The following is a 22,738-nucleotide window of genomic DNA, read 5'->3' on the forward strand; positions in this document are numbered from 1 at the left end:
GGTGGGCTCCACGAGGTTCAGGGGGACGGGATCAGACGCCGGAGGTGCCCGGCGCCGCGCGCGTGAAGTCGGGCGCGCGTTTGCCGAGGAAGGCGGCGACGCCCTCACGGCCCTCCTCGGAGGCGGCCGCGGCGGCGAGCGCGCGGGCCTCGCGGTCCAGGTGCGGGCCGAGGGGCGAGGTCAGTGCGTCGGCGACGAGCCGGCGCGTGGCACCGAAGGCGGCGGTGGCGCCGCGGCGCAGCGTCTCCGCCGTGTGCGCCGCTTCCTCGGGCAGGTGTGCTGCGGGGACGACGCGGCTCACCAGGCCGAGCGCGGCGGCCTCGGCGGCCGGTGTCCTACGGTTCGTCAGCAGCAGGTCCAGGGCCCGCTTGGGGCCGAGCAGCCGCGGCAGGACCCAGCTCACTCCGGCGTCCGGCGAGTAACCGATCCCGGTGTACGCCGCGGTGAACGTGGCGCTGTCGGCGGCGAGGGTGACATCGGCCGCCGCGGCAAGGCCGATACCCGCGCCCGCGACGGCTCCCTGGACGGCGGCGACCATGGGCGCGTCGAGCGCGGCGAAGATGCGCAGTGCCTCGTGCAGTGCGTCCGTGACCGCGGTGAGGTGCTTCCGCAGTACCTCCCCGGAGAGCTGGGAGAACTCCCTGAGGTCACCGCCGACACAGAAGGACCTGCCTTCGGCGGTGAGCAGAACGGCCCGCACCGGGGCGTGCTCGCAGGCGCGTGCCGCGGCGAGGAGTCCGCGCGCGGCCTCCAGGCCGATCGCGTTGCCCGCCTCGCCCCGGCGCAGGGTGACCCGGGCCAGGCCGCCTTCGTCGATCTCGATGGTGACGGTCATCGCGCGGTCCATCCGCCGTCGACGGTCAGGACCTGCCCGGTGCAGTACGTGGAGGCGTCCGAGGCGAGGAAGAGCAGCGCGCCGTCGAGTTCCTGGGCCTCGCCGCCGCGTCCAAGCATGGTGTTGCGGTCGACCCAGCGGCTGGAGCGCTCGTCGCCGAAGAGGTCCGCGGTCATCTCGGTGCGGAACCAGCCCGGGGCGAGCGCGTTGACGCGGGTACCTGAGCGGCCCCACTGTCCGGCCAACTCCCGTGTCAGGCCGATCAGTCCGGCTTTGGACGCCGCGTAGGCGGCGCCGCCGAGGGGTGCGGCGGACACCAGGCCGAGGATGGAGGAGACGTTGATGATGCTCTTCCCGTTCATGTCGCCGCCCGGCGCCTCCGTGATCAGCCGGGCCAGGTGGAAGGGCGCGGTGAGGTTGACACCCAGCACGTCGGCGAAGGCGTCCGGTGACTCGTTCTCGGCGCGCGTCTCGCCGGATGTGGCCGCGTTGTTGACCAGGACATCGACGCGGCCGGTGGCGGCGAGCGCCGTGTCCACCAGTTCCGTACGGTCGGAGGCCAGCGAGACGTCGCAGGCCACGGGGTGGATGCGGGCGTCGGAATCGGCGAGTTCCTTCAGCCGGTCGACGCGGCGGGCGGCGGCGAACACGGTGGCACCCGCCTGGGCGAGGACGGTGGCGAAGCGGGCGCCGAGTCCCGCGGAGGCGCCGGTGACGATCGCGGTGCGGCCTTCCAGGGAGAAGAGGTCAAGCGCGCTCACTCCTCCACCCCGATCGGCAGTGCGGTCGCGCCGCCGTCCAGCACCAGGGTCTGGCCGGTCATCCACGACGAGGCGTCGGAGGCGAGGAACAGGGCGGCGTTCGCCACGTCCTCGACGGTGCCGAGGCGCCGCATCGGCAGCTTGGCCGTCAGGAGCGGCTCGCGGACCTCCCACACCGCGCGGGCCAGCTCCGTCTTGATCAGCCCGGGGGCGATGGCGTTCACCCGGGCCCGCGGCCCGAGTTCGTAGGCCAGTTGCCGGGTCATGTGCAGCATGGCGGCCTTGGTGGCGTTGTAGTAGCCGATGTGCGGGTCGACGATCAGTCCGCCGACGGAGGCGATGTTCACGACCGCTCCCCCGTGCTCGGCCATCCAGGCCCGCCAGGCGTAGCGGGTCCAGGCGAGCATGCCGTACTGGTTGACGCGGACGGTCTTCTCCGCGCGCGGCAGGTCCAGATCGATGAGGTCGCCGTTGTAGGGGTTGGTCGCCGCGTTGTTGACGAGGATGTCGAGGCGGCCGAAGCGGTTCATGGTCTCCTCGACACAGGCCTCCGCCTGGTCGGGCTCGCCGGCGTTGGCGACCACCGTGTGGATGTCGCCGTCGCCCTTGACGCGCAGCAACTCCTCGCGGGCGGCGGCGAGTCCGGGCTCCTTGCGGGCGGCGATCACCACGTGGGCGCCGGCCGCGCGGTAGGCGGTGGCGATGCCGAGGCCGATGCCGCGGGATCCGCCGGTGATGACGGCCACCTGGCCGTCGAGAGTGTGGGCGCTCACGCCGCACCTGCCTTCGTCTGGGATTCCGTCTGTGCGTGCTTCGGGGACCGCGCCTCGGAGCGCTTCTTGTACGGGGCGAGTTCCTGGCGTGCCACGGTGCGCAGATGTACCTCGTCGGGGCCGTCGGCGATCTTCAGGGCCCGCGTGATGGAGTACAGCCGGGCCAGTACGGTGTCGTCGCTCACCCCGGCCGCGCCATGGGCCTGCACCGCGCGGTCGACCACCTTGTGGGCGACCTCCAGGGCGGCCACCTTGATGGCCGCGACCTCCATCCGGGCGGCGGCGTTGCCGACGGTGTCCATCAGCCAGGCCGACTTGAGGACCAGGAGGCGCAGCTGCTCGATCTCGATGCGACTGCGGGCGATCCATTCGCGCACCACGCCCCGGTCGGCCAGCGGCCCGCCGAAGGCCTCGCGTGCGCTGACGCGTTCGCACATCAACTGCAGGGCGCGCTCGGCGAATCCGACGGCGCGCATCGCGTAGTGCATACGTCCGGGGCCGAGCCGTCCCTGCGCGAGCGCGAAGCCCTCGCCCTCTCCCCCGAGGATGTTCCGCACCGGCACCCGGACGTCCTCGAAGAGCACGTCGCCGTGGCCGAGCCGGTCGGTGTAGCCGAACATCGGCAGGTCGCGCAGGACGGTGACGCCCGGGGTGTCCCGCGGGATGAGCAGCATGCTCTGCTGACGGTAGGTGGGCGCGTCCGGGTCGGTCTTGCCCATCAGGATGATGAGCTTGCAGTCGGGGTCGAGGATCCCGGAGGTGTACCACTTGCGGCCGTTGACGACGTACTCGTCTCCGTCGCGGGTGATACGGGTGCGGATGTTGCGGGCGTCGGAGCTGGCGACCTCGGGCTCGGTCATCGCGAAGCAGGAGCGGATCTCTGCCTCCAACAGGGGCCGCAGCCACTGCTGTTGCTGCTCCGGCGTGCCATACAGGGCGAGCAGCTCCATGTTGCCGGTGTCGGGCGCCGAACAGTTGAACACCTCGGGGCCCATGATGGAGCGCCCGGCCAGCTCCATGAGCGGCGCGTACTCGAGGTTGGTGAGCCCCGCGCCCCAGTCGCCGTGTGCCATGAAGAGGTTCCACAGCCCCTCGGCGCGGGCCTTCTCCTTCAGCTCGCTCATCACCGGCGGCAGCGCGTGCGGGTCGTCCGCCTCGGCGAGCTGGCGGTCGTACACCGCTTCCGCGGGGAGGACGTGCTGCTCCATGAACGACCGCATGCGGTCCTGGAGTTCACTCGCGCGCGGCGAGTATCCGAAATCCACGATGGCTCCTGTGGTGGGTCGGGGCTGTCGGCGTGCGGGTCGGGAGCCGTCAGCCGAGGAGGTCGCGCGCCGTGCGGATCATCGCGGCGATGGTCGGCGGCAGTCGCTCCTGGTCCGGGTCGTGGTGCTTGCCCTCGCGGTGCCGGCGCAGGTTGTGGCCCATGATCGCGGCCATCTTCATGCGGCCCAGGGCCCGGAACCAGTTCATCGCGGGCAGTGCGGGCCCGCCGGCGCGGTAGGTGTCGAGGAGTTCGGCCTCGGTGGGGAGGCCGGGCACCGCGCGTCCCAGCTGCGGGAAGTTGTGGTGGTCGGCGAAGAGCAGGAACCAGCCGAGGTCGATGCGCGGGTCGCCGACGCTCCAGATCTCCCAGTCGACGACGGCGGTGGCGCGTTCGCCGGCGTACAGGATGTTGCCGAGCCGGAAGTCGCCGTGCAGCAGTACCGGAGGGAGGCCGTCGGGCACGTCATCGGCGAGGGATGTGAGCAACTCATCGCCGCCGGGCCGCAGTTCGTCCGGTACGGCGTGCATGGTGCGGCTCCACCGCTCCAGCTCGCCCGCGGCGTCCAGCGGCTCGGGGGCCTCAAGCGCGGGGCCCGACACGTCGGTGTCGTGCAGGGTGCGCAGGACGCGGGCGCTGTCCAGCATGCGCGCCCGCGCCGTCGCCGCGGCCATCTCGGGTTCGTCGAGGATGGGCTCGATCGCCTCTCCTGCGGCGAACTCCATGGCGAACCAGGCGGGTTGGGCCTCGTCGACGACGGCGACGCCGGGCACGGGGACCGCCGAGCCGGCCAGCGCGCGCAGCACGCGCGCCTGGCGGAGCACGTCGTTGCGCCCGACCGGCCGCTGCCCCGGCGGCACCGCCTTGACGACGTAGGCCGCCTCTCCGGCCGTGACCGAGTACGTCAGCCCGGAGTGTCCGCCCGGCAGCGTCACCAACTCCCCGACGGGCACGCCGGGATGGCGCACCGCGAGCCGTTCGCGGACGCGCAGGGCCAGGTCGGCGACGGGGGTGGCCGTGCTCATCGGACGGGCTCCTTGGGCAGGCCGAGCACGCGCTCGGCGAGGATGTTGTGCTGGATCTCGTCGGTGCCGCCCGCGATGCTGTAGCCGGGCGCGCCGAGCAGGTGTTCCGTCCAGGCGTACGTGCCCCACTCCCCCGTGTCGGCGACGAGGGCCGGGCCGAGAAGGTCGGACACCAGGTCGCTGGTGTGCCGCATGGTCTCGGTGGCGTACAGCTTGCCGACAGAGGCCTCCGCGCCGGGTTCGCGTCCGGCGACGAGGGCGCCGGTCACCCGCAGCCCGATCAGCCGCTGGACGAGGGCGCGTACGTAGAGATCGGCGGCCCGCTGCTGTTCCGCGCCGGTGAGGGGGCGGGGCAGGTTCCGCGCCAGATCCACGGCCCGGTCGGCGTTGTCGAGGCCGAGGCTGCCGGAGTCGAGGCGTTCGGCGGCGAGCACGCTGAGCGTGACCCGCCAGCCCTCGCCGACCGGTCCGAGCCGGTCGGTGTCGGGGACGACGACGCCGTCGAGGTAGACCTCGTTGAAGCTGGCGCCGCCGGTCATCTGCCGGATGGGCCGCACGGTCACGCCCGGCGCGTCCATGCGTACGAGGAAGACGGTGATGCCCGCGTGCTTGCGGACGTCGGGGTCGGTGCGGCACACCGCCACGCCCCAGGTCGCGACGGTCGCTCCGGAGGTCCACACCTTGTGCCCGTCGAGGATCCAGTGCGCGCCGTCGCGCACCGCCTTGGTGCGCACCGCGGCGAGGTCGGATCCGGCTTCCGTCTCCGAGAAGAGCTGGCAGGCCAGTTCGTCGGTGCGCAGCATCGGGCGCAGCCAGCGCTGTTTCTGTTCCTCGGTGCCCCAGATGCCGATCGCGGGGGCGACGAGCTGCTGGGTCACCGGGAAGATCTCGGTGCGGTGCGGCACGTCGAAGGCGGCTTCTTCGGAGCGGTAGAGCTGTTCGTAGTACGCGGGCAGGTCGCGCCCTCCGTATGCGGCCTGCCAGTTGAGCGCTCCCCACCCCTGGTCGTAGCGGGTGCGTTCCCATTCCTGGGTGCGGGCGGTGTGCTCGTGTTCCTGTTCGTCGGTCCGGTTGTCGAACACGGCGACCGAGTCGGAGCCGCTGCCCCAGGCGCCGTCGGCGGCGCGCGGGCGGGCGACCGTGGAGAGCCACCGGCGGGCCCGGTCGCGGAACTCGTCGGGTTCGGGGATCGCGCTGTCGGGGATCCCGTTTCCGGGGATTCCACTCATGTCTTCCTCACCTCCGTTCAGCGGGACAGCACGGTGCAGGCGCTCACGCCCGGGGCTCCGTACACGTGGGTGAAGCCGACCTGGGGTGTGCCGGGCACCTGGCGTTCGCCGGCCGCGCCCCGCAGCTGCTGGACGACTTCGTAGACCTGGCGCAGTCCTGAGGCGCCGATGGGTTCACCGTTGGCGATGCAGCCGCCGTCGGTGTTGACCGGCAGCCGCCCGCCGACCTCCGTGGCACCGGCGGCGATCAGCCGCTCCTGTTCGCCGTCCTCGCAGAATCCGCACTCGGCCAGGTGCATGAGCTCGGCGCCGCTCTCGGTGTCCTGGAGCTGGCAGACGTCGACGTCGCCGGGGGCGATGCCCGCCTCCTCGAAGGCGGCGGCCGAGGCGTCGCGGCTGACGCTGGTCAGCTCGCCGCCGGGGATCCAGGGGCTGAACACCTCGAACGAGCCGAAGCGCCGGGTGCGGACGGCCGCCGAACGCAGGGTCACCGAGGGGGCGTCGAGCGTGCGGGCGACCTCGGGCGAGCAGAGCACGAGGGCCGCTGCGCCCGCGCCGGGGGAACAGAACATGTAGCGGGTCAGCGGGTCGCTGACCATCCCGGAGTCCAGGATCTCCGCGGCGGAGACCGGCTTGCGGCGCCAGGCTTCGGGGGTGCGGGCGCCGTTGCGGTACGCCTTCTCGGCGATGAGTCCGAGGGTGTGCGGGGTGATCCCGTGGTCGTGCATATAGCGCTGGATCTTCATGCCGAAGAACTGCGTGGTGACCATCAGCCCGTCGCTGCCGTACTCCTCGCCCAGGCCCCAGTCCTCGGGCCTCGGATCGAAGGCGCCGCGCGGGTGCTTGTCGAAGCCGACGGCGAGGACGACGTCGGCCATGCCGGAGCGGATGGCGTTCACGGCGGAGACCAGAGCGCTGCCGCCGGTGGCGCAACCGTTCTTGACGTTCACGAACGGCAGTCCGGTCAGGCCGAGTTGGGCCACCAGGGTGTCGGCGAGCCCGGCGCTGTCGCTGCCGCCGAACGCGGCCCGCACCCGCGACCACTCGATTCCGGCGTCGGCGAGGGCGGCTTTCACCGCGCTCACGGCCAGTTGCCGGCCGCCGGCCTCGGAGCGGCCGAAGGGGGTGCGGCCGGCGCCGCAGATCAGGACGTCGCCGCTCATGAGGCCTCCTCCGGGGTGTTCGTGGGCCGGGCCCGTGGCACCCCGTCGCCCGCGGTCAGGGTGAGGGGCATGCCGATCCGGACCGCGTCGAGGTCGTCGACGTCGAGTACCGCGGCCACCCGTACGCCCTCGGCAAGCTCCACGTAACCGAGCGCGAACGGGCGGAAGCCGCCGGGCGGCTCCCGGTACGGCGGCGACTTGGGCGCGTACCGCTGCACCGTCCAGGTCCACAGCGTGCCCTCGCCGCGGAGGGCCACCGGTTCGGCCGGCCCCCCACAGCGCGGACAGGACTCCTCCACGGGGTAGACGGCCACCGAGCAGCCGGAGCAGCGTGCGCCCTGGAGTCCGGCGGCCGGACTCCGCGGATGCGTGGTCATCGTGCTCAGCGCCCCGTCCACTTCGGCTCGCGCTTCTCCAGGAACGCCGAGACGCCTTCGTTGGCGTCCTCGGAGTTGAGCGCCACGCCGACGGCGAGGTGCTCCATCACCATCAGCGACTGCGTGTCGGCGTCCAGGCTGCGGTCGATCGTCATCTTGGTGAGCCACATCGTGAACGGGCTCTTGTCGGTGAGGTGGCTGATGAACTCCTCGACCGTCTCGTCCAACTGCTCCGCGGGAGCGGACTTGTTGATGAGGTCGAAATCGGCGGCCTCGACGCCCGAGAGCAGCTTGCCCGTGAGCATCAGCTCCTTGGTCTTGCGGATGCCGATCATGCGCGGGACGCGGTAGATCGGGCCCGCGCCGCCGAACAACGAGCGGTTGATGTGGAAGTCGCCGATCTTGGCGTCGTCGGCGGCGATCGCGAAGTCGCAGGAGATCATGATCTCGAAGCCGCCGGCGGTGACGTAACCCTCCAGGACGGCGACCGAGGGCGTCTTCATCGAGTACAGGCGGTCGCACACCTTCGCGGACTTGACCGCGACGTCGATCGCGTTCGACTTGCCGACGAACTCCGACTTCAGGCTGTCGAGGTCGAAGCCGGAGCAGAAGGTGTTGCCGCGGCCGCGGATGACCAGGACACGCAGCTCGGGGTCCGCGTCGACCTCGGTGATGATCTCGTCGAGCCGGTCCAGGATCGGCACGGTGACGCAGTTCTTCTTGTGCGGACGGTTGAGCCAGACACGGGCCACGTGACCGTCGCGCTCGAACTGGATCTGCTCCTCGACGGGCGCCTCGTCGGTCGCGGACGTCTTGGACTTCGCGGACGCCGTGCTCTTCTCGGCGATCTCGGCTGCCATCTCTGATCCCTCCGGTCCAGGCCGGGTGCCCCGGCCTTCAAACTGAACTGAATTCACTCTGAGTCTGGAGAGTCGTAGATCCGCTGTCAACCCTCCACCTGAACTTGATTCAGGACGAGCGTGAGGAGCCGTCCGGCGGGATGTCGACGAGCACCTTCAGCCGCCGCGCGTCCCGCACGTCGTGCAGCCCCGCGACGGTCCCGGAGAGCGGGATGTGATCGAGCCAGCCGTCCGTCGGATACCGCCCGGCGGCCATGTGCCCGAGGACCCGCTCGAAGACGCCGTCGGGGTAGGCCTCCGCGCCGAGCAGGGCGAGTTCAGCCATGCGGATGACCGTGCCGTCGACGGCCACCGGGCCCGAGTAGAGCGCCACCATGACGACGGGCGCCCGCGCGGCCGCCGAGCGAAGGGCGGCGTCCAGCGCGTCGGCACGGCCCGCGCACTCGATCGCGGCGTCCACCCCCCTGCCGCCGGTGCGCCGCAGCACCTCCTCGGCCACGTCGACCGCGGCGGGATCGAGCGTCCGGGCACCGTGCCGCTCGGCCGCCGCGCGGCGCGACGCGGCGGGCTCGACCACGGTGACGTCGTCGACGCCGTGCGCCTTGAGCGCGAAGAGCGCGCCCATGCCGACCGCGCCCGCACCCATGACCAGCGCACTGCCTCCGGGCCCGACGCCCGTCCGTTCCACGGCGTTCAGCCCCGTCGCCATGGGTTCGACGAGGGCACCCTGTTCCAGCGGGAGCCCGTCGGGCAGGCGGTGCACGGCGTCGGCCGGCACCACCACGTACTCGGCGAGGCCGCCGCCCGGGGCAGTCACGCCGATCGCCGCGAGCCGACTGCACAGGTGCGCGAGGCCGGAGGTGCAGCGCGGGCACCGGCCACAGGTGCGGATCGGGCGCACGCAGACCCGGTCGCCCGGCGCGGCCCGGTCGACACCCTCGCCGTGGGCGACCACGGTCCCGGCGAACTCGTGGCCCAAGGTCTGCGGCAGGACGGCCCCGGTCAGCGGATTCGGCACGTGCGTGGCGCGCGGCGCCTCGAAGTACTCGTGCACGTCGGTTCCGCAGATCCCCGCGTACGCCACGCGGATCTTCACCTCGCCGGGCCCCGGCTCGGGTTCGGGCATCTCCTCGATCCGCAGATCCTTGGCTCCGTACAGCCTGGCGGCGAGCATCGTTCCTCCCGGAAATCATCCCCGTGCGACACGTGCGATCCCTCGAGACTGCCACCGAACTGAACTGGCTTCAATGTTTTGCTTGAGACTTGCACCTACTTCGGTTCAGTATGGAGAACGTCCGCCCACCCGTATCCGCCCCTGCCGACGCGGGAGGGGCAGTCTGGAGTGCCCATGTCCGCCGGTGACGCGGCTGCGCGGCCGTACCGCGCGCAGCATCCCGTCCGCTTCGTGACCGCATCGAGCCTCTTCGACGGCCACGACGCGTCGATCAACATCATGCGGCGCATCCTCCAGGCACAGGGCGCGGAGGTGATCCACCTCGGGCACAACCGCTCGGTCGGCGAGGTGGTGGACGCCGCTCTGGAGGAGGACGTCCAGGTCCGATGTACCGGACCTCGTACCGTCCGGACTTCACCTGACGGAAGGAACCGCTCCCTCGACGAGGGGCTCGGGACATGGGCTATCTCGCTCTCGGATCCCGCTAGGGGAGATTAGGGGACGCACCCCATCCCGAGAGACTCAAACGATCTTGCCGGATATGAGAAAAGGCGCCTCTGACCAGCGCCTTTCTCGTGGAGCGGGCGACAGGAATCGAACCCGCGTAGCTAGTTCGGAAGATCGCGTACGCTCACCCCGCCTGACCAGGCAAGACGCTGACCTGCGCGTTCTCGGGACGCTCGCCGGGAGTGCCCGTGGTTCCCCGGTGCGTGCCGGTCCATCGGGCACGTGGGGGACACGAACGATCAGGGGGCTTCGTCTCCGTCTTCTTCGCGCATCTGCCGCTCCATCGACTTTTCCATGCGCCGTTCCAGCCGGAGCGCGAGTTTGTAGCTGATGTAGCCGGTCACGAGCGCAGAGCCTATGGCTCCGCCCGTGGCCACAAGGCCGGAGCCCAACGCCGCGCCCGTGATGGCTCCCACCAGTATCGGAGGAAGAAAGGCGCACAGACCGAAGCACACTTGGATGAACCCCTCGCCTGAGGCTGGTCCGTGGGGCCCTCCGCCGCCGTCCATCAGAGTGTGTCGTCCTTTTGCTCGGTGCTCTTCTGGTCCAGGGTGCGGCATGGCCACCGACAGTGTGTAGGGGCCTTGGGCCTTTCCCCACAAACCGCTCGGACGTCGGCGCCTTCTTGACCACAGCGGTTCCCGGCTCCCATCCCGTCCGCCGTCGACCCACGCCCGCTCGGCTTGCCGCGCACCAGACTCCTGTAGCCGGACGGGCCAACGGACACTGCGATCCCCCTCCACGCGAAGCGAACGCCACTGCTCGAACAGCGAAGCGTTCCGGACCGCCCACTTCAAGGAGCTCCGTCAGGTCTGGCTGAAGGTGCGTCGGTAGGCGCCGGGCGTGGTGCCGAGGTGGGTCCGGAAGCGGCGGCGCAGGTTGACCGCCGAGGCCAGTCCGACGCGGGTGGCGATGGCTTCGACCGGAAGAGCGGTCTGTTCCAGCAAGACGCGTGCCGCGTCGATGCGTTGGTCGAGCAGCCACTGTCCTGGGCTGGTGCCCAGTTGCTCGGCGAAGCGCCGGGCGAGGGTCCGGCTGGAGAGCCCGGCGCGCTCGGCGAGCCGGTCGAGGGTCAGTCGGGTGTCGAGCCGGGAGGTGGCCCACTCCAGCAGGGGCGCCAGTGACTCGTCCGCCTTGGCCGGTACGGGCCGTGCGGCGTACTGGAGTTGGCTGCCCTCGCGGTGCGGCGGCAGGACCATGGTTCTGGCGATCCGGGCGGCGTATGCCGCACCGTGGTCGGAACGAACCAGGTGCAGGCACAGGTCGATGCCCGCGCCGGTTCCGGCACTGGTGGCCACGTCGCCGTGGTCCACGAAGAGCACGTCCTGGTCGATGTGCACCTGGGGGTAGGCGGCGGCGAGTCGCGCGGTGTCGCGCCAGTGCGTGGTGGCGCGGCGGCCGTCGAGCAGGCCGGCCTGGGCGAGGACGAAGGCTCCCGTACAGATGGCGACGATCCTCGCCCCGCGCCGGTGGGCAGTCCGCAGCGCCGCGGTGACCGCCGGGGACGCGGGCGCGCCGGGCGGCTGCCAGCCGGGGACGATCACGGTGTCCGCCTGCTCCAGGGCCTCGAGGCCGGCGTCGACGACCATCGCATAGCTGGCGGTGGTCGGCAGCGGGCCGGGGTGCTCGGTGCAGATCCCGAAGCTGTAGCGGGGCGGGTCGTCCTGCGGGGCGGTGCCGAAGATTTCCGTGGCGCAGGAGAGCTCGAAGGACGACTGGGGCGGATGGACCAGGGCCACCACCCGATGAGGGCGCATGGCAAGATTGTACCCAGAGGTGTCTTTCTGGTCTCTCGGCGCGACGCCCCGCAGGGGACACAGTGGACCCATGAGCGAAACCGCCGGAACGACAGTACTGAGGACCACGGTCCAGGTCGACGGGGAGCCGGCCAGCTACTTGACCGCAGGGCGGCCGGATTCCCCGCCCGTGCTGATGCTGCACGGGACGTACTGGAGCCGTGTCTGGCTCCCCGTACTCGACCACCTCGCCGACGCGGGGCTGCGGCCGCTCGCGGTCGACCTCCCCGGCCTCGGACGCTCAGGAGGCCGGCTCACCCCGGGGACGGCCACGGTTCCGGCTCTCGCCGACTGGGTGACGCGATTCGTCTCCGCGCTGGACCTCCCCGGCCCCCTCGCCCTGGCGGGACACGACATCGGTGGCGCCATCGCCCAGCACCTCCTCGCCCACAACCGGCTCGACGTGTCCCGGTTCGCCCTGGTCAACTCGGTCCTCTACGACTCCTGGCCGGCGCCTCACGTGGCGCAATTCCGGGACGTGGACACGGGCAAGGGCGTGCTCGCCGCCCGAAGGCAGGCGGTGACGAGGGTGCTGGCCGGTGTCGCCACCGAGTCGTTGATCGCGGACTACGCGGATCCGTGGACCGATGAGCGGGTGCGCCGCTCCTGGCTGGCCCTGGCGGGCGCGGCCGACAACCGCTACACCCTCGACCTCGTTCCCGCGCTGCGGCGGTCCACGACGCCCAAGCTGTTGGTCTGGGGGGAGGACGACCTCCACGAGACGGTGGAGTACGCCGAACGGTTCGCCTCGGAGATGCCCCACACCACGCTCATCCGCATCCCACACGCGGATCACATTCCCACGGAGAACGCCCCCGACCGGATCGGCCGCGCGCTCGCCGACTTCTTCACAGCGTAGAGAGTCGCCGCCGCGCGACCCTCGGCGATGGCATGGGCGATGCGACGCGGTACGACGCAGTCACCCACCGCGTCGACGCTCTGGCCGTCGGCCGGAGTGAACTCGGGGCGGTGCGGGCGCCGTTCGCCGACGGTCACCAAGAGGTCCGCGGCCAGGGTCGACTCCTGGCCGTCCATGGTGTGCCGCAACCGCAGCCCGTCGCCGGTCGTGGCCGTGACGGTGTTCATCACGACGACGCGCAGTGGTGTTCCGGCGAGCCTGTCCATCAGCTGGGTGCGGTTCTCCGGTGACAGACCGGTCGCGAACCCGTTCCCGGGCGTGACCACAGTGACCTCACGTGCTCCGGCCGCCAGCGCGCTCTCCACGGCGCTGACACCCTGCCACCAGCCGAAGCCGTCGTCGAGGACGGCGATCCTGGGGGCGTCCGGCACGACATCGGCGTACCGGTGGAGGAAGTCCGTGCTGGTGAGGGTCGGCAACTCGCCGGGTACGGGGACGGTGGCCTCCCGGGCTCCGGTGGCGAGCACGACCCTGGGGAACCGTGCCAGTTCGGCGGCGTCCGGTGTCGTCCCCAGCCGGACGCGGACGCCGAGGTCGGCGAGCTGGTCGCGCTGATGGTCGACGATCTTCTGCCAGCCGGTACGGTGCGCGGCGCGGGCGGCGAGGTGCGCTTGGCCGCCGACCTCCCGGGCGGCGTCGAAGACGACGACTTCCGTGCCGGAGCGGGCGAGCGTCATCGCACACTCCATGCCCGCGGGGCCTGCCCCGATCACGGCTACGGGACCGGGCCGGCTCACCCGCGAAGGACTCAGACGTAGGGGAACGGCCGGGCGGAACTCGGTTTCGGGCGGGCCGAGTTCGGGGTTCACGGAGCACGATCCGGTGGGCTCGAAGGTGCGGCAGCCCTCGTTGCAGCCCGTGCAGGGGCGTACGGAACGCTCGTCGCCCGCGATCACCTTGCGGGCGAAGTCGGGGTCGGCGATGAACGGCCGCGCCATGCCGACCAGATCGGCCCCCGAGTGCAGCGCCCGTTCGATGTCGGTGACCGACCGGAATCCCTGGCTGATGAGGAGCGGCAGCGCGACCGCGGCGCGCAGCCGAGCCACGGATTCCAACAACGGCGGTCGGGTGGTGGCCATGCCGGGGACGTAGGTGTTGCGGACGCCGGTGGTGACATTGACGTACGTGAAGGGTGAGGCGGCGTGCAGGCGCGGCAGCAGTTCGGTGAGGTCGTCCAGGCCGAGCCCGGAGTCCTCGCCCGGTTCCACCGACACCCGTACACCGAGGGGGAGTTCACCGATCTCGCCGCGGATCGCGTCGATCACCTGGGCGAGCAGGGCGATCCGGTCGCCGTACTCGTCGACGCGGGTGTTGGTGGCGCGGGAGAGGAACTGGGCGAGCAAGTAGCCGTGGCCCGCGTGCAGTTCGACGCCGTGGAAGCCGGCCTGCACGCTGTTGGCCGCCGAGACGCGGAACGCGTCGACGACCCGGCGTACTTCTTCGCCGCTGAGCGGGTGGGGCGCGGTCGCCTCGCGGGGTGAGCGGACGGCGGCCGCGGAGACCGGCGCGTAGTACGTGCCCGCGCCAAGGGTCTCGCGGCCCAGGTGAACGAGTTGGGCGAGGGCGACGGCGCCGCCGTCGGTGAGGGCCTCGGCGCGGCGCCGCACGGCGTCCTTGATCTCGGGGCGCCACGCCTCGGTGAGATAACGCTGCGGCAGAGTGGACTCCCGGGCCACCGCGGTGCCGCCGGTGATGACCATGCCGGCGCCACCCTGCGCGAGGCGCCGCCAGTAGGCCGCGTCGGCGTCGGTGGGAGCGCCGTCGGCGACGGCGGCGGTGGCGTGCGCGGTGGCGACGAGCCGATTGCGGAGAGTGTGCCCGCCGAGCGTGAACGGTGCGGCGAGAGCGGGTGCGTCGTGTTTGCTCATGTCACCTTCCCTGACGGCTCAGGCGGCGGATCGCGGGGCGAGACCGATGAGTGCGGCGAGCCGTTCGCGGTGCTGCTCCGCCGTGCCGAACAGCACCTCTGCGCTGCGCGCGCGGCGCACGTACAGGTGCGCGGGGTGCTCCCAGGTGAAGCCGATCCCGCCGTGCAGCTGGACGTACTCGGCCGTGGCCAGGCGGAAGGTCTCGGAGCAGACCGCGGCAGCGGCGCTCGCGGCCACCGGCAGCTGGGTCGAGCCGAGGGCCGCACAGGCGGCCGCGTAGGTGGCCGCCGAGCGTGCCGCCTCCAGCGCGACGAGTACATCGGCCAGCCGGTGCTTGACGGCCTGGAACGAGCCGATAGCGCGCCCGAACTGCCGGCGCTGCGCGACGAAGGCGACCGTCGCGTCGAGCGCGTGGCCGCTGCCGCCGACCTGCTCGGCGGCGAGCGCGGCCCGACCCGCATCGAGCGCCGCCGTCACATCACCGGACTCCCCCACAGGCGTGGCGGGCGCGCCATGGAACTCCACGCGTGCCTGCCGCCGTGTCTCGTCCAGGACGCGGTGCGGGGTGCGCACGCAGGTGTCGGGGGCCGGTTCACAGGCGAACAGCCGCGGTCCTTCGGCGGTTCGGGCCCGTACGAGGATGAGGTCAGCGCCCGCACCGTCGAGCACGAAGTCCACCGCACCGCGCAGCACCGGCCCCGAGGCGTTGGACTCCGCGCTGATGGCGGGCACGGCGTCGTGGAACCCGGCGACGGTCGCCGTGAGCGTGCCGTCCGCGATCCGCGGCAGGTAACGCTCGCACGCCTTCCGGTCCCCGGCCGCGAGCAGGGCGTGGGCGGCGAGGACCACCGTCGGCAGCAGCGGCCCGCAGTACAGGGCGCGCCCCGACTCCTCGAGGGCCACGGCGAGTTCGGCGAAAGTGAAGCCCGATCCGCCGTATTCCTCGGGGATGGCGAGGCCGTGCACGCCGATCTCGCCCGCGAACCGCGCCCAGACCGTCTCGTCGTATCCGCGCGGGGTGGCCAGGTGCTTGCGGACGTCCTCCGGGCCGCTCGTTTCGGTGAGGAAGTCCCTTAGGACGGCGCGTAGTTGACGCTGTTCCTCGGTCTCGGAGAGCAGCTGAGGGTCGATCTCGGGGTGACGGTGGTGCATGGCGTCTCCAACGTGCTCGGTTGGTGGAGAGGGGGAGGTGGAGGCTGTGGCTGCGCGGCGGCCCGCGAAAGGGGAGTCGGTCAGGAGCCGGGCCCGGAGGCGGCGGTCCGCGCCGCCGTGAGCCCGAAGACGAGGGCCGAGGCGAGGCCGCCCGCGTACGCGCGGTGCCACAGGCCGCCGGTGTCCGATCCGGCGGCGAGGAGTCCGGGCAGCGGTCGGCCGCCCTCGCCCAGGACGCGGGCCCGGTCGTCGATGCGTACGCCGTGGAAGGGAAAGGTGATGGCCGGCTCCGTCTCGATGACGTAGTACGGCGGCTCGTCGAGCGGCAGCCGGTCCGACTCCCGTCCGGGCACCAACTCCCGCCCGCCCACGGCGTGTTCGTTGAAGCGGGCGACCGCGTCCCGGACGGCCACGGCGTCGTAGCCCCACTCCTCGGGCAGGTAGGCCAGCTCGTCGAGGTCCTCGGCGAGGCCGACACGCCCGCCCCGCTTGCTCGCCAGGGCGAACTTGTCGACGGCGACGGCCCCCTCGACGTAGGAGCCGACGATCCAGTCGCGGAACACCCGGGAGTCCGCGATCAGCAGCCCGCGGCCCTCCGGCTGCTCAAGGAGTTCCATGGCGGTGAGGTGGTCGCCGCGTGTCTCGTCGACGAATCGCTCGCCGCGCAGGTTGAGCAGCAGGGCGTGCTCGCTGTAGTAGAGCGACAGGTCGACGAAGTCGGCGCCGTCAGCGAAGGGGACACCGCTGGGCACGAGGTGTCCGTAGAAGCCGGCGTTCTCGGCACCGGTGGCCGCGCCCGCGGTGGTGGCGAGGCGGTAACCACCGCCGGTACTGCGGGGGTTGGAGCGCAGCTGCATCCGGTCGGCGCGGGGGTGGAGGTGTGCGGTGCGCAGGGCGAGGTCGCCCTGAAAACCACCGGTCGCCAGAAGTGTGTTCCGGGCCCGGATGCGCCTGCGGGTGCCGTCGGCCGCCCGCACGTCCGCTCCGGACACGACGCCGTGCTCGGCCACGAGGTGTGCGGTCTCGGTCTCGAGGAGCACCTCGCCGCCGCTTTCGAGGACGAGGCGTCGGCAGGTGTCGACATAGTGGTTGGTGTCGAACTGGTGCCCGCGGCCAAAGCTGAGGATGCGTTGCGCGTCCTTCGCCTCGACGCCGATGGAGCGGATCCAGGAGATGCCGTCGGCGAACCGGTCCACGAGTGCGCGCTTGAGCGCGGTGTCGCCATGCGGGTTGTGCGCGTCCATGACGTCGTGGTCGGGGGCGGTCCACGCGTACCCGGCGAAGCGTGCCGAGCCGCCGACGTCCGTGCCGGTCTCGGTGATCGTGACGGACAGGCCGTCCCGGGCGGCGCGGGCACCGGCGGTCAGTCCCGCCATGCCCGCGCCGATGATCAGCAGGTCGACGGCTTCCGTGGTCATGCGGCTCTCCTGGGGTCAGGGGTCGAAGTGGTGTCTCAGCCCTGGGGTGAAGTGGTGCCTCACCCCTGTGCCGAAGTGGTGTCTCAGCCCTGCGCGACGGCCACGGAGGCATCGCCCTGCCCGTCGAAGTAGGCCTGTTCGGCGCGGGCGAGGAACCGCGGGTCGGCGGGCTCGCCGCGTACCGCGATGCCGCCCTCGTGGAGGACGACCACTTCGTGGCAGGCGGACGCGGCACGGCCGAGCGACTGCTCCAGGAGGACGACCGTGATGCCTTCGTGGGCGAGACGGCCGAGGCGCGCGTACACCTCGTCGACCATCGCCGGGGACAGGCCGAGGGCCGGCTCGTCGACGATCAGCAGATCGGGCCGGGCCATCAGGGCGCGGGCGATCGCCAGGATCTGCTGCTCGCCGCCCGACAGGCCTGCGGCCGCCACACCCATCCGCTCGCGCAGCCGCGCCGGCAGCCATTCGGCGGTCTGAGCGAGCCGCGCCCGCAGTTCCGGTCCCTTGATGCCGGCGGCGTACGCGGCGACTTCGAGGTTCTCCCGCAGCGAGAGCGTCTTGAACAGGGCGCGCCCCTCGGGCACCAGGGCCGAGCGCAGGTCACCGGCGAGCGTGCGCCCGCCGAGCGTGGGTGAAAGCGTGCCGTGCAGGATCCGGCCCAGGGTGCTCTTGCCCGCGCCGTTGGCGCCGACGACGCCGATCACGCTGCCCTGGGGGACGGCGAGGTCGATGCCGTGCAGCGCCGTGACCCCGCCGTAGTTGTGGCCCACGCCGTCGAGGCGTACCGCGGCGCGTTCGCTGCCATCACGGGGCGGGAGTCCGTCCCTGGCGCCGCCCTCGCCCAGGTACGAGGAGCGCACCCGGGGGTCGTCCAGGATCTTGCCGGGTTCGCCCTCGCCGATCGGCCGCCCGAAGTCGAAGGCGACCACCCGGTGGGCGACGGCGAACAGGTCGTCGAGCACGTGGTCGATGATCACGACCGCGGTGCCGCGCTCCTGCTGGCGCACGATCTGCCGTGCGAGGAGGGTGCGCTCGGTGGCGTCGAGGCCGCCGAACGGCTCGTCCAGGATGAGCAGTTCGGGCTCCTCGGCCAGGGCCCTGGCCAGGTCGAGGCGCTTGTGCAGACCGAACGGCAGCTCCGCCGGGTAGCGGTCGGCGACGTGCGCGAGGCCGACGCGGTCGAGGAGTTCGTCGGCCGCGGCACGGGCCCCAGGGGTGACACGGCGCCGGGTGCAGAGCACGTTCTCCAGGACGGTCAGTTCGGGGAAGGTCTCGGCGTGCTGGAAGGTGCGCCCGATACCGAGCCGCCTGCGGGCGGTCGCGCGACTCTTCAGCAAGGGTTTGCCGTGGTAGCGGGCACCCCCCGCCACCCGTCCTCCGCCGACGAGTCCGGACAGGACGTTCAACAGCGTGGTTTTTCCAGCCCCGTTGGGGCCGATGACCGCGACGGTCTCACCGGCCCGTACGGACATGGACGCGCCTTCGAGCGCCTTGAGCCCTCCGAAGGTGACGGCCACGTCGTCGAGGCGCAGGAGTTCGGGTGCGGTCGCCGGGGGCGCGGGGACGGACCCGGCCTGCTCCTCGGCCGGCGCTGGCGCCGTGGGTGTGCTGCGCGCAGGTCGCCGCAGGAGTCGGCGCGCGAGGCGTCCGGCGGCGAGGACCACGCCGCCCGGCAGGAACAGCAGCGCCGCGATGAGCACGAGGCCCTGCAGAATCGGCTGCGGCACGCCCGCGCTCTCGGCGGCGGTGGGCACCCAGGTCAGATAGGCGCCACCGACCACCGCGCCGATGAGGGTGCCGGGGCCGCCGAGGACGCACCCGGCGATCAGTGAGATCGCCAACGTCAGAGAGAACGGGTCGGGGCTGACGAATCCGACGACCAGGGCCAGCAGAACGCCCGCGACGGCGGCGAACGCGGCGCTGACCGCGAACGCGAGCGCCGACTGCGCCTCGGGTGCGATGCCGATGGAACGCGCCGCCATGGGATGCGACTTGGCGGCGACGAGCCGCATCCGCAGGGCGCCGGGCCTGGCCAGTGCGGCGATGCCGAGCGCGACCCCGGCCACGCCCACGGCGATGTACTGGGCGTGGGTGCCCGCGCTGGCCAGCGTGCCGAGGCCGAGGGCGCTGTGCAGTCTCGTCATCGGGATGCCCTGGTCGCCGCCGGTCACGCCGGTCCACTGGCCCATCACTTCCAGCGACACCATGGTGAACGCGAGGGTGAGCAGAGCCACGTACAGCATGGAGAAGCGGGCGCCCGCGCTCCCCAGGAACGCTCCGAGTGCGGCGCTGCACCCGACCGCCCCGAGCACCACGGCCTCCACCGACCAGCCGTGTCCGCTGCCGTACGCGGCGAAGTAGGCGCCAAGGGCGAAGAACGCGGGGTGAGCGATGGACCAGATCCCGGCCCACCCCGCGAGCAGGCTGACGGAGAGGACGAGGACGGTGTAGACGGCCGCGAGCCCCACGGAGTAGGCCTGATACGGCGGGATCACACCGGAGTTGAGTACGACGATGAGCACGGCCGCGGCGAGTGGGCCGAGCACCGCTCTGGCGAGGGTGGGACGACTGACGACGGACATGGAGCGCTCCCTCAGACCCGCTGGAACGTGCGCACACCGAACAACCCCTGCGGGCGGATCAGCAGCACGAGGATGGTGAACGAGAACACGAAGGTGTCCCGGTAGCCGGCCGAGACGTAGCTCGCGGCCAGGTTGTCCAGGACGCCGACCGTGAGGCCGCCGACGACGGCGCCGTACATGCTCGTCAGGCCGCCCAGGAAGATCCCGGCGAAGGCGCGGAACAGGGGCGCGCTGAGCACGGTGGGGATGAGTCCGGCGCGGGGCGCGTACAGGACGGCGGCGAGCACCGCCAGGCCGAGGCCGAGCGCCCAGGCGATCCGCGCGATGCGCTGCGAGCCGAGGCCGAGGACCTGTGCGGTCTCGGCCGACTCGGCGACGGCGCGCATGGCGGAGCCGATGGTGGTGCGCCCGAAGAGGTACGCCACCAGCGCCATCGCGACCGCCGCGACGGCGAGGGTCAGCAGGCTCTGGGCGGGGATCGCGGACCCGCCGATCGTGACGGAACCCTCCACCAGGCTCGGGAAGAGCTTCGGCTGGTCGTCCCAGATCGTGCTGATGACGCTCTCCGCGATGAGCGACAGCCCCATGGTCATGACGAGCGCAGAGAGCAGTTCGCCCTGTGCCAGGGGCCTGATCACCGTCTCCCGGGCGGCCAGGCCCACCGCCGTGGTCACCGCGATCGCGGCCACGGCGGCGAGCAGCAACGGCCAGCCCGTGTCGTACAGGGCCAGGGCCGCGTAGAGGCCGACGGTCGCCAGGCTGGCGAGCGCGAAATTCACCACGTCCGTGGCCCGATAGATGATCACGAGCCCCAGGCCCATGAGGCCGTACACCGCGCCGCTGGCGAGACCGCTCACCAGGACGAGCAGAAACTGATCCACTTCGACCGTCTCCTCGCTCCCGGGCGCCAGCACGGCGCACCACAAACTGAACTCAATTCATGCACCGTAGGCATCCCTGGACCGGTCGGGCAAGACCCGTGCACGAGTTCGTCCGGACGCCGCATGACCCGCCCGAACGCCCCGCGCTCCGATCCGTCGGATCAGGCGGTGAACCGGCCGCCGTTGGCCAGCAGCACCGCGCCGACCAGGTTCGCCGCGGCATCGCTCGCCAGGAACAGCGCGATGTCGGCGATCTCCTCGGCCGTGGCGTACGGGCGCACCCGCGGGTCGGCGAGTCCGCTGCGGAGCGCGGCGGGGGTGCGCGCCGCCATGCCGGTGTCCGTCGGGCCCGGCGCCACGACATTCACCCGGATTCCGGCGGGGACGACCTCCTTGGCGACGGCCTGGCACATCGCGTGCACGCCGGCCTTCGACGCGGCGTAGTGCGGATAGCCGACGGGGGCGTCGAAGGCCGAGGAGGAGCCGATGACCACGATCGACCCGGCCTTCTCCGGCCTCATCGCCCGTACCGCGGCGCGCAGTACGTGGAACGTGCCGTCCAGGTTGACCCGCATGACGCGCCTCCAGTCGGCGTCCTCGAGCCGGTCGGTCACCTCGGCGGGGCGGCCGTCCACCAGCGCGTCCGCTATCAACTGCTTGGCCCTTGGGTCGTCGACGCCCGCGGCATGCACCAGGACGTCGAGCCGCCCGTGCTCCCGCACCACACCCTCGACGGCCGCCTCGACCGCGGCCGCGTCCGCCACGTCGAGGGCGACCACGCTCGCCGCGCGAAGCCCTTCGGCCACGGCTTCGGCGCCGACGGCCTTGACGTCGGCCAGGACCACGGCCCTCGCCCCTTCGGCGGCCAACTGCCGTGCCACGGCCGCCCCCATGCCCGACCCCGCCCCGGTCACCATCGCGACCTGCCCCTCGAACCGGCCCTGCCGCGTCGCGTCACCACTCATCCCGCAACTCCCTCGCTCGCACCCGATATTGAACTGACTTCGTCTCTGTTACCGTGCTCGACGACGAACTGACAAGAGCCTGGACGGTGAAGATGAGAGCGGTGCGGCTGGCGACGTGGGAGCGGGATCCCGTACTCGCGGAGGTGGAACGACCGGAGCCCAGAGGGGCCGAAGTACTCCTCCGGGTGGAGGCCGCGGGCCTGTGCCACTCGGACGTGCACGTCGTCGACGCCCCCTCCGGGACGCTCCCCTACGAGCCGCCGTTCACCCTCGGGCACGAGGTGGCGGGGACCGTGGAGGCGCTTGGGCCCGACGCGGACGTGGGCGTGGGCGGCGACGGCAGCGACGGCCTCAAGGTCGGTGACCGCTGCGTCGTCTACGGCCCGTGGGGCTGCGGCTCGTGCCCACAGTGTGCCGTCGGCCGGGACAACTACTGCGACCGGCGCTCCGCCCTGTCCTGGCACGGAGTGGGCCTCGGCCGAGACGGTGGGATGGCCGAGTACGTACTGGTGCCGTCCGCGCGCCAACTCGTGCCGATCGGCGACCTGCTGGCCGATCAGGCGGCGCCGCTCTCCGACGCCGGACTGACCTCGTACCACGCCATCGCGGGGCTGCGGCACCTGCTCGGCGAGGGCACCTCGGTCGCCGTCGTCGGCGTCGGCGGGCTCGGCCACGTCGCCGTCCAGATCCTGCGGGCGACGACCCCGAGCCGCGTGCTCGCGGTGGACATCCGCGAGGAGGCACTGGACCTCGCGGACCGCTCCGGCGCCCACTTCGCCACCCTGCTGCGCGCGGACACGGCGAACGTCCTGCGGACACGGACCGGCGGCGCGGGCGTGGACGCCGTGCTCGACTTCGCCGGCACCACGGCCACCCTGGAACTCGCCGCCGCCGCGCTGCGCCCAGGCGGAGAGCTCGCCCTGGTGGGCAGCGGGGGCGGCCAACTCGCCGTACGCAAACCGGGGTTCCTTCCCCCCGGCTTCCGGCTCTCCCTGCCCTTCTGGGGCCCGCGCCCCGACCTCACCGAGGTCATCGCCCTGGCCCGCTCGGGCGCCCTCAAGGTCGAAACACAACGGTTCCCGCTCTCCGCGGCTCCGGAGGCATTCGCTCGGCTACGGCGGGGCGGAGTGCGGGGGCGGGCGGTGTTGGTGCCTGGCTGAGCCGACGGCTGCGGTGCCCAGATTCA

At 72.1% G+C, this 22,738-nt stretch carries 19 protein-coding genes and 1 pseudogene; 3 read left to right on the forward strand and 17 right to left on the reverse strand.

All coding sequences use genetic code 11. The features are described from left to right. Positions 1-31 precede the first annotated feature (31 nt). The 10 genes from ACIRHA_RS31860 to ACIRHA_RS31905 all read right to left on the reverse strand — a co-directional run bounded on the left by ACIRHA_RS31860 (position 32) and on the right by ACIRHA_RS31905 (position 9,461). Complete coding sequence (locus ACIRHA_RS31860) at positions 32-835, reverse strand: enoyl-CoA hydratase-related protein (protein ID WP_403853070.1); 804 nt, start codon at positions 833-835, stop codon at positions 32-34. Beyond that, on the reverse strand, positions 832-1,596 hold the full coding sequence (locus ACIRHA_RS31865; RefSeq protein WP_403853072.1) for an SDR family NAD(P)-dependent oxidoreductase: 765 nt from the start codon (positions 1,594-1,596) through the stop codon (positions 832-834). The genes ACIRHA_RS31860 and ACIRHA_RS31865 overlap by 4 nt, the downstream gene beginning before the upstream one ends. Then, positions 1,593-2,369, reverse strand: coding sequence for an SDR family oxidoreductase (locus tag ACIRHA_RS31870; RefSeq protein ID WP_403853074.1), 777 nt, complete (start codon positions 2,367-2,369; stop codon positions 1,593-1,595). The genes ACIRHA_RS31865 and ACIRHA_RS31870 overlap by 4 nt, the downstream gene beginning before the upstream one ends. Continuing rightward, positions 2,366-3,634 (reverse strand): acyl-CoA dehydrogenase family protein, encoded by a 1,269-nt coding sequence (locus ACIRHA_RS31875; RefSeq protein ID WP_403853076.1) that lies wholly within the window; start codon positions 3,632-3,634, stop codon positions 2,366-2,368. Before ACIRHA_RS31875 ends, ACIRHA_RS31870 begins: the two co-directional genes overlap by 4 nt. Positions 3,635-3,683: 49 nt before the next feature. Then, positions 3,684-4,658, reverse strand: coding sequence for a phosphotransferase family protein (locus ACIRHA_RS31880; RefSeq protein WP_403853078.1), 975 nt, complete (start codon positions 4,656-4,658; stop codon positions 3,684-3,686). After that, complete coding sequence (locus ACIRHA_RS31885) at positions 4,655-5,887, reverse strand: acyl-CoA dehydrogenase family protein (protein WP_403853080.1); 1,233 nt, start codon at positions 5,885-5,887, stop codon at positions 4,655-4,657. The genes ACIRHA_RS31880 and ACIRHA_RS31885 overlap by 4 nt, the downstream gene beginning before the upstream one ends. A 17-nt stretch (positions 5,888-5,904) precedes the next feature. Continuing rightward, a complete protein-coding gene (locus ACIRHA_RS31890) occupies positions 5,905-7,050 on the reverse strand; it encodes a thiolase family protein (RefSeq protein WP_403853082.1) in 1,146 nt (381 codons plus the stop codon). Then, positions 7,047-7,427, reverse strand: a complete 381-nt coding sequence (locus tag ACIRHA_RS31895) for a Zn-ribbon domain-containing OB-fold protein (RefSeq protein WP_403853084.1) — start codon at positions 7,425-7,427, stop codon at positions 7,047-7,049. Before ACIRHA_RS31895 ends, ACIRHA_RS31890 begins: the two co-directional genes overlap by 4 nt. Positions 7,428-7,432: 5 nt before the next feature. Then, on the reverse strand, positions 7,433-8,287 hold the full coding sequence (locus ACIRHA_RS31900) for an enoyl-CoA hydratase/isomerase family protein (protein ID WP_403853086.1): 855 nt from the start codon (positions 8,285-8,287) through the stop codon (positions 7,433-7,435). Between the two features lie 109 nt (positions 8,288-8,396). Then, positions 8,397-9,461 (reverse strand): alcohol dehydrogenase catalytic domain-containing protein, encoded by a 1,065-nt coding sequence (locus ACIRHA_RS31905; protein ID WP_403853088.1) that lies wholly within the window; start codon positions 9,459-9,461, stop codon positions 8,397-8,399. Positions 9,462-9,635: 174 nt separating this feature from the next. Here ACIRHA_RS31905 and ACIRHA_RS31910 point away from each other — a divergent pair. Further along, a pseudogene (locus ACIRHA_RS31910) lies at positions 9,636-9,836 on the forward strand (cobalamin B12-binding domain-containing protein); the annotation flags it as partial. 938 nt (positions 9,837-10,774) lie between these two features. On the opposite strand, the gene ACIRHA_RS31915 reads toward ACIRHA_RS31910, so the two are convergent. Beyond that, positions 10,775-11,725, reverse strand: coding sequence for a helix-turn-helix domain-containing protein (locus tag ACIRHA_RS31915; RefSeq protein ID WP_403853090.1), 951 nt, complete (start codon positions 11,723-11,725; stop codon positions 10,775-10,777). Positions 11,726-11,795: 70 nt separating this feature from the next. On the opposite strand from ACIRHA_RS31915, the gene ACIRHA_RS31920 reads away from it, so the two are divergent. Beyond that, a complete protein-coding gene (locus ACIRHA_RS31920; RefSeq protein ID WP_403853092.1) occupies positions 11,796-12,623 on the forward strand; it encodes an alpha/beta fold hydrolase in 828 nt (275 codons plus the stop codon). Here ACIRHA_RS31920 and ACIRHA_RS31925 read toward each other — a convergent pair. The 6 genes from ACIRHA_RS31925 to ACIRHA_RS31950 form a co-directional block, all read right to left on the reverse strand. Further along, on the reverse strand, positions 12,557-14,551 hold the full coding sequence (locus tag ACIRHA_RS31925) for an FAD-dependent oxidoreductase (protein WP_403853094.1): 1,995 nt from the start codon (positions 14,549-14,551) through the stop codon (positions 12,557-12,559). The two genes, ACIRHA_RS31920 and ACIRHA_RS31925, sit on opposite strands and share 67 nt — an antisense overlap. 18 nt (positions 14,552-14,569) lie before the next feature. Further along, entirely contained in the window at positions 14,570-15,703 is a 1,134-nt protein-coding gene (locus ACIRHA_RS31930) for an acyl-CoA dehydrogenase family protein (RefSeq protein ID WP_403853096.1), read from the reverse strand. A gap of 80 nt (positions 15,704-15,783) precedes the next feature. Beyond that, entirely contained in the window at positions 15,784-17,121 is a 1,338-nt protein-coding gene (locus ACIRHA_RS31935) for an FAD-binding protein (protein WP_403853098.1), read from the reverse strand. A gap of 83 nt (positions 17,122-17,204) precedes the next feature. Beyond that, positions 17,205-19,706, reverse strand: coding sequence for an ATP-binding cassette domain-containing protein (locus ACIRHA_RS31940; RefSeq protein WP_403853100.1), 2,502 nt, complete (start codon positions 19,704-19,706; stop codon positions 17,205-17,207). Between the two features lie 11 nt (positions 19,707-19,717). After that, positions 19,718-20,587 carry a branched-chain amino acid ABC transporter permease gene (locus tag ACIRHA_RS31945; protein ID WP_403853102.1) on the reverse strand — a complete coding sequence of 290 codons (870 nt, stop codon included), beginning with the start codon at positions 20,585-20,587 and terminating at the stop codon, positions 19,718-19,720. Between the two features lie 161 nt (positions 20,588-20,748). After that, the gene (locus tag ACIRHA_RS31950; RefSeq protein WP_403853104.1) at positions 20,749-21,552 is read right to left on the reverse strand and encodes an SDR family NAD(P)-dependent oxidoreductase; all 804 of its coding nucleotides are present in this window, start codon (positions 21,550-21,552) and stop codon (positions 20,749-20,751) included. Positions 21,553-21,605: 53 nt separating this feature from the next. Between ACIRHA_RS31950 and ACIRHA_RS31955 the strand changes: the two genes are divergently transcribed. Next, the gene (locus tag ACIRHA_RS31955; RefSeq protein ID WP_403853106.1) at positions 21,606-22,712 is read left to right on the forward strand and encodes an alcohol dehydrogenase catalytic domain-containing protein; all 1,107 of its coding nucleotides are present in this window, start codon (positions 21,606-21,608) and stop codon (positions 22,710-22,712) included. Positions 22,713-22,738: the final 26 nt, after the last annotated feature.

It is taken from the genome of Streptomyces sp. NPDC102360 (genome assembly GCF_044766085.1).
Lineage (GTDB): Bacteria > Actinomycetota > Actinomycetes > Streptomycetales > Streptomycetaceae > Streptomyces.

Excerpts from the sequence above, each read along its gene's own strand:
- ACIRHA_RS31935 (WP_403853098.1), bottom strand. The coding sequence starts at position 17,121 with ATGACCACGGAAGCCGTCGACCTGCTGATCATCGGCGCGGGCATGGCG.
- ACIRHA_RS31890 (WP_403853082.1), bottom strand. The coding sequence starts at position 7,050 with ATGAGCGGCGACGTCCTGATCTGCGGCGCCGGCCGCACCCCCTTCGGC.
- ACIRHA_RS31920 (WP_403853092.1), top strand. The coding sequence starts at position 11,796 with ATGAGCGAAACCGCCGGAACGACAGTACTGAGGACCACGGTCCAGGTC.
- ACIRHA_RS31915 (WP_403853090.1), bottom strand. The coding sequence starts at position 11,725 with ATGCGCCCTCATCGGGTGGTGGCCCTGGTCCATCCGCCCCAGTCGTCC.
- ACIRHA_RS31905 (WP_403853088.1), bottom strand. The coding sequence starts at position 9,461 with ATGCTCGCCGCCAGGCTGTACGGAGCCAAGGATCTGCGGATCGAGGAG.
- ACIRHA_RS31885 (WP_403853080.1), bottom strand. The coding sequence starts at position 5,887 with ATGAGTGGAATCCCCGGAAACGGGATCCCCGACAGCGCGATCCCCGAA.
- ACIRHA_RS31930 (WP_403853096.1), bottom strand. The coding sequence starts at position 15,703 with ATGCACCACCGTCACCCCGAGATCGACCCTCAGCTGCTCTCCGAGACC.
- ACIRHA_RS31940 (WP_403853100.1), bottom strand. The coding sequence starts at position 19,706 with ATGTCCGTCGTCAGTCGTCCCACCCTCGCCAGAGCGGTGCTCGGCCCA.
- ACIRHA_RS31880 (WP_403853078.1), bottom strand. The coding sequence starts at position 4,658 with ATGAGCACGGCCACCCCCGTCGCCGACCTGGCCCTGCGCGTCCGCGAA.
- ACIRHA_RS31860 (WP_403853070.1), bottom strand. The coding sequence starts at position 835 with ATGACCGTCACCATCGAGATCGACGAAGGCGGCCTGGCCCGGGTCACC.
- ACIRHA_RS31895 (WP_403853084.1), bottom strand. The coding sequence starts at position 7,427 with ATGACCACGCATCCGCGGAGTCCGGCCGCCGGACTCCAGGGCGCACGC.
- ACIRHA_RS31925 (WP_403853094.1), bottom strand. The coding sequence starts at position 14,551 with ATGAGCAAACACGACGCACCCGCTCTCGCCGCACCGTTCACGCTCGGC.
- ACIRHA_RS31900 (WP_403853086.1), bottom strand. The coding sequence starts at position 8,287 with ATGGCAGCCGAGATCGCCGAGAAGAGCACGGCGTCCGCGAAGTCCAAG.
- ACIRHA_RS31950 (WP_403853104.1), bottom strand. The coding sequence starts at position 21,552 with ATGAGTGGTGACGCGACGCGGCAGGGCCGGTTCGAGGGGCAGGTCGCG.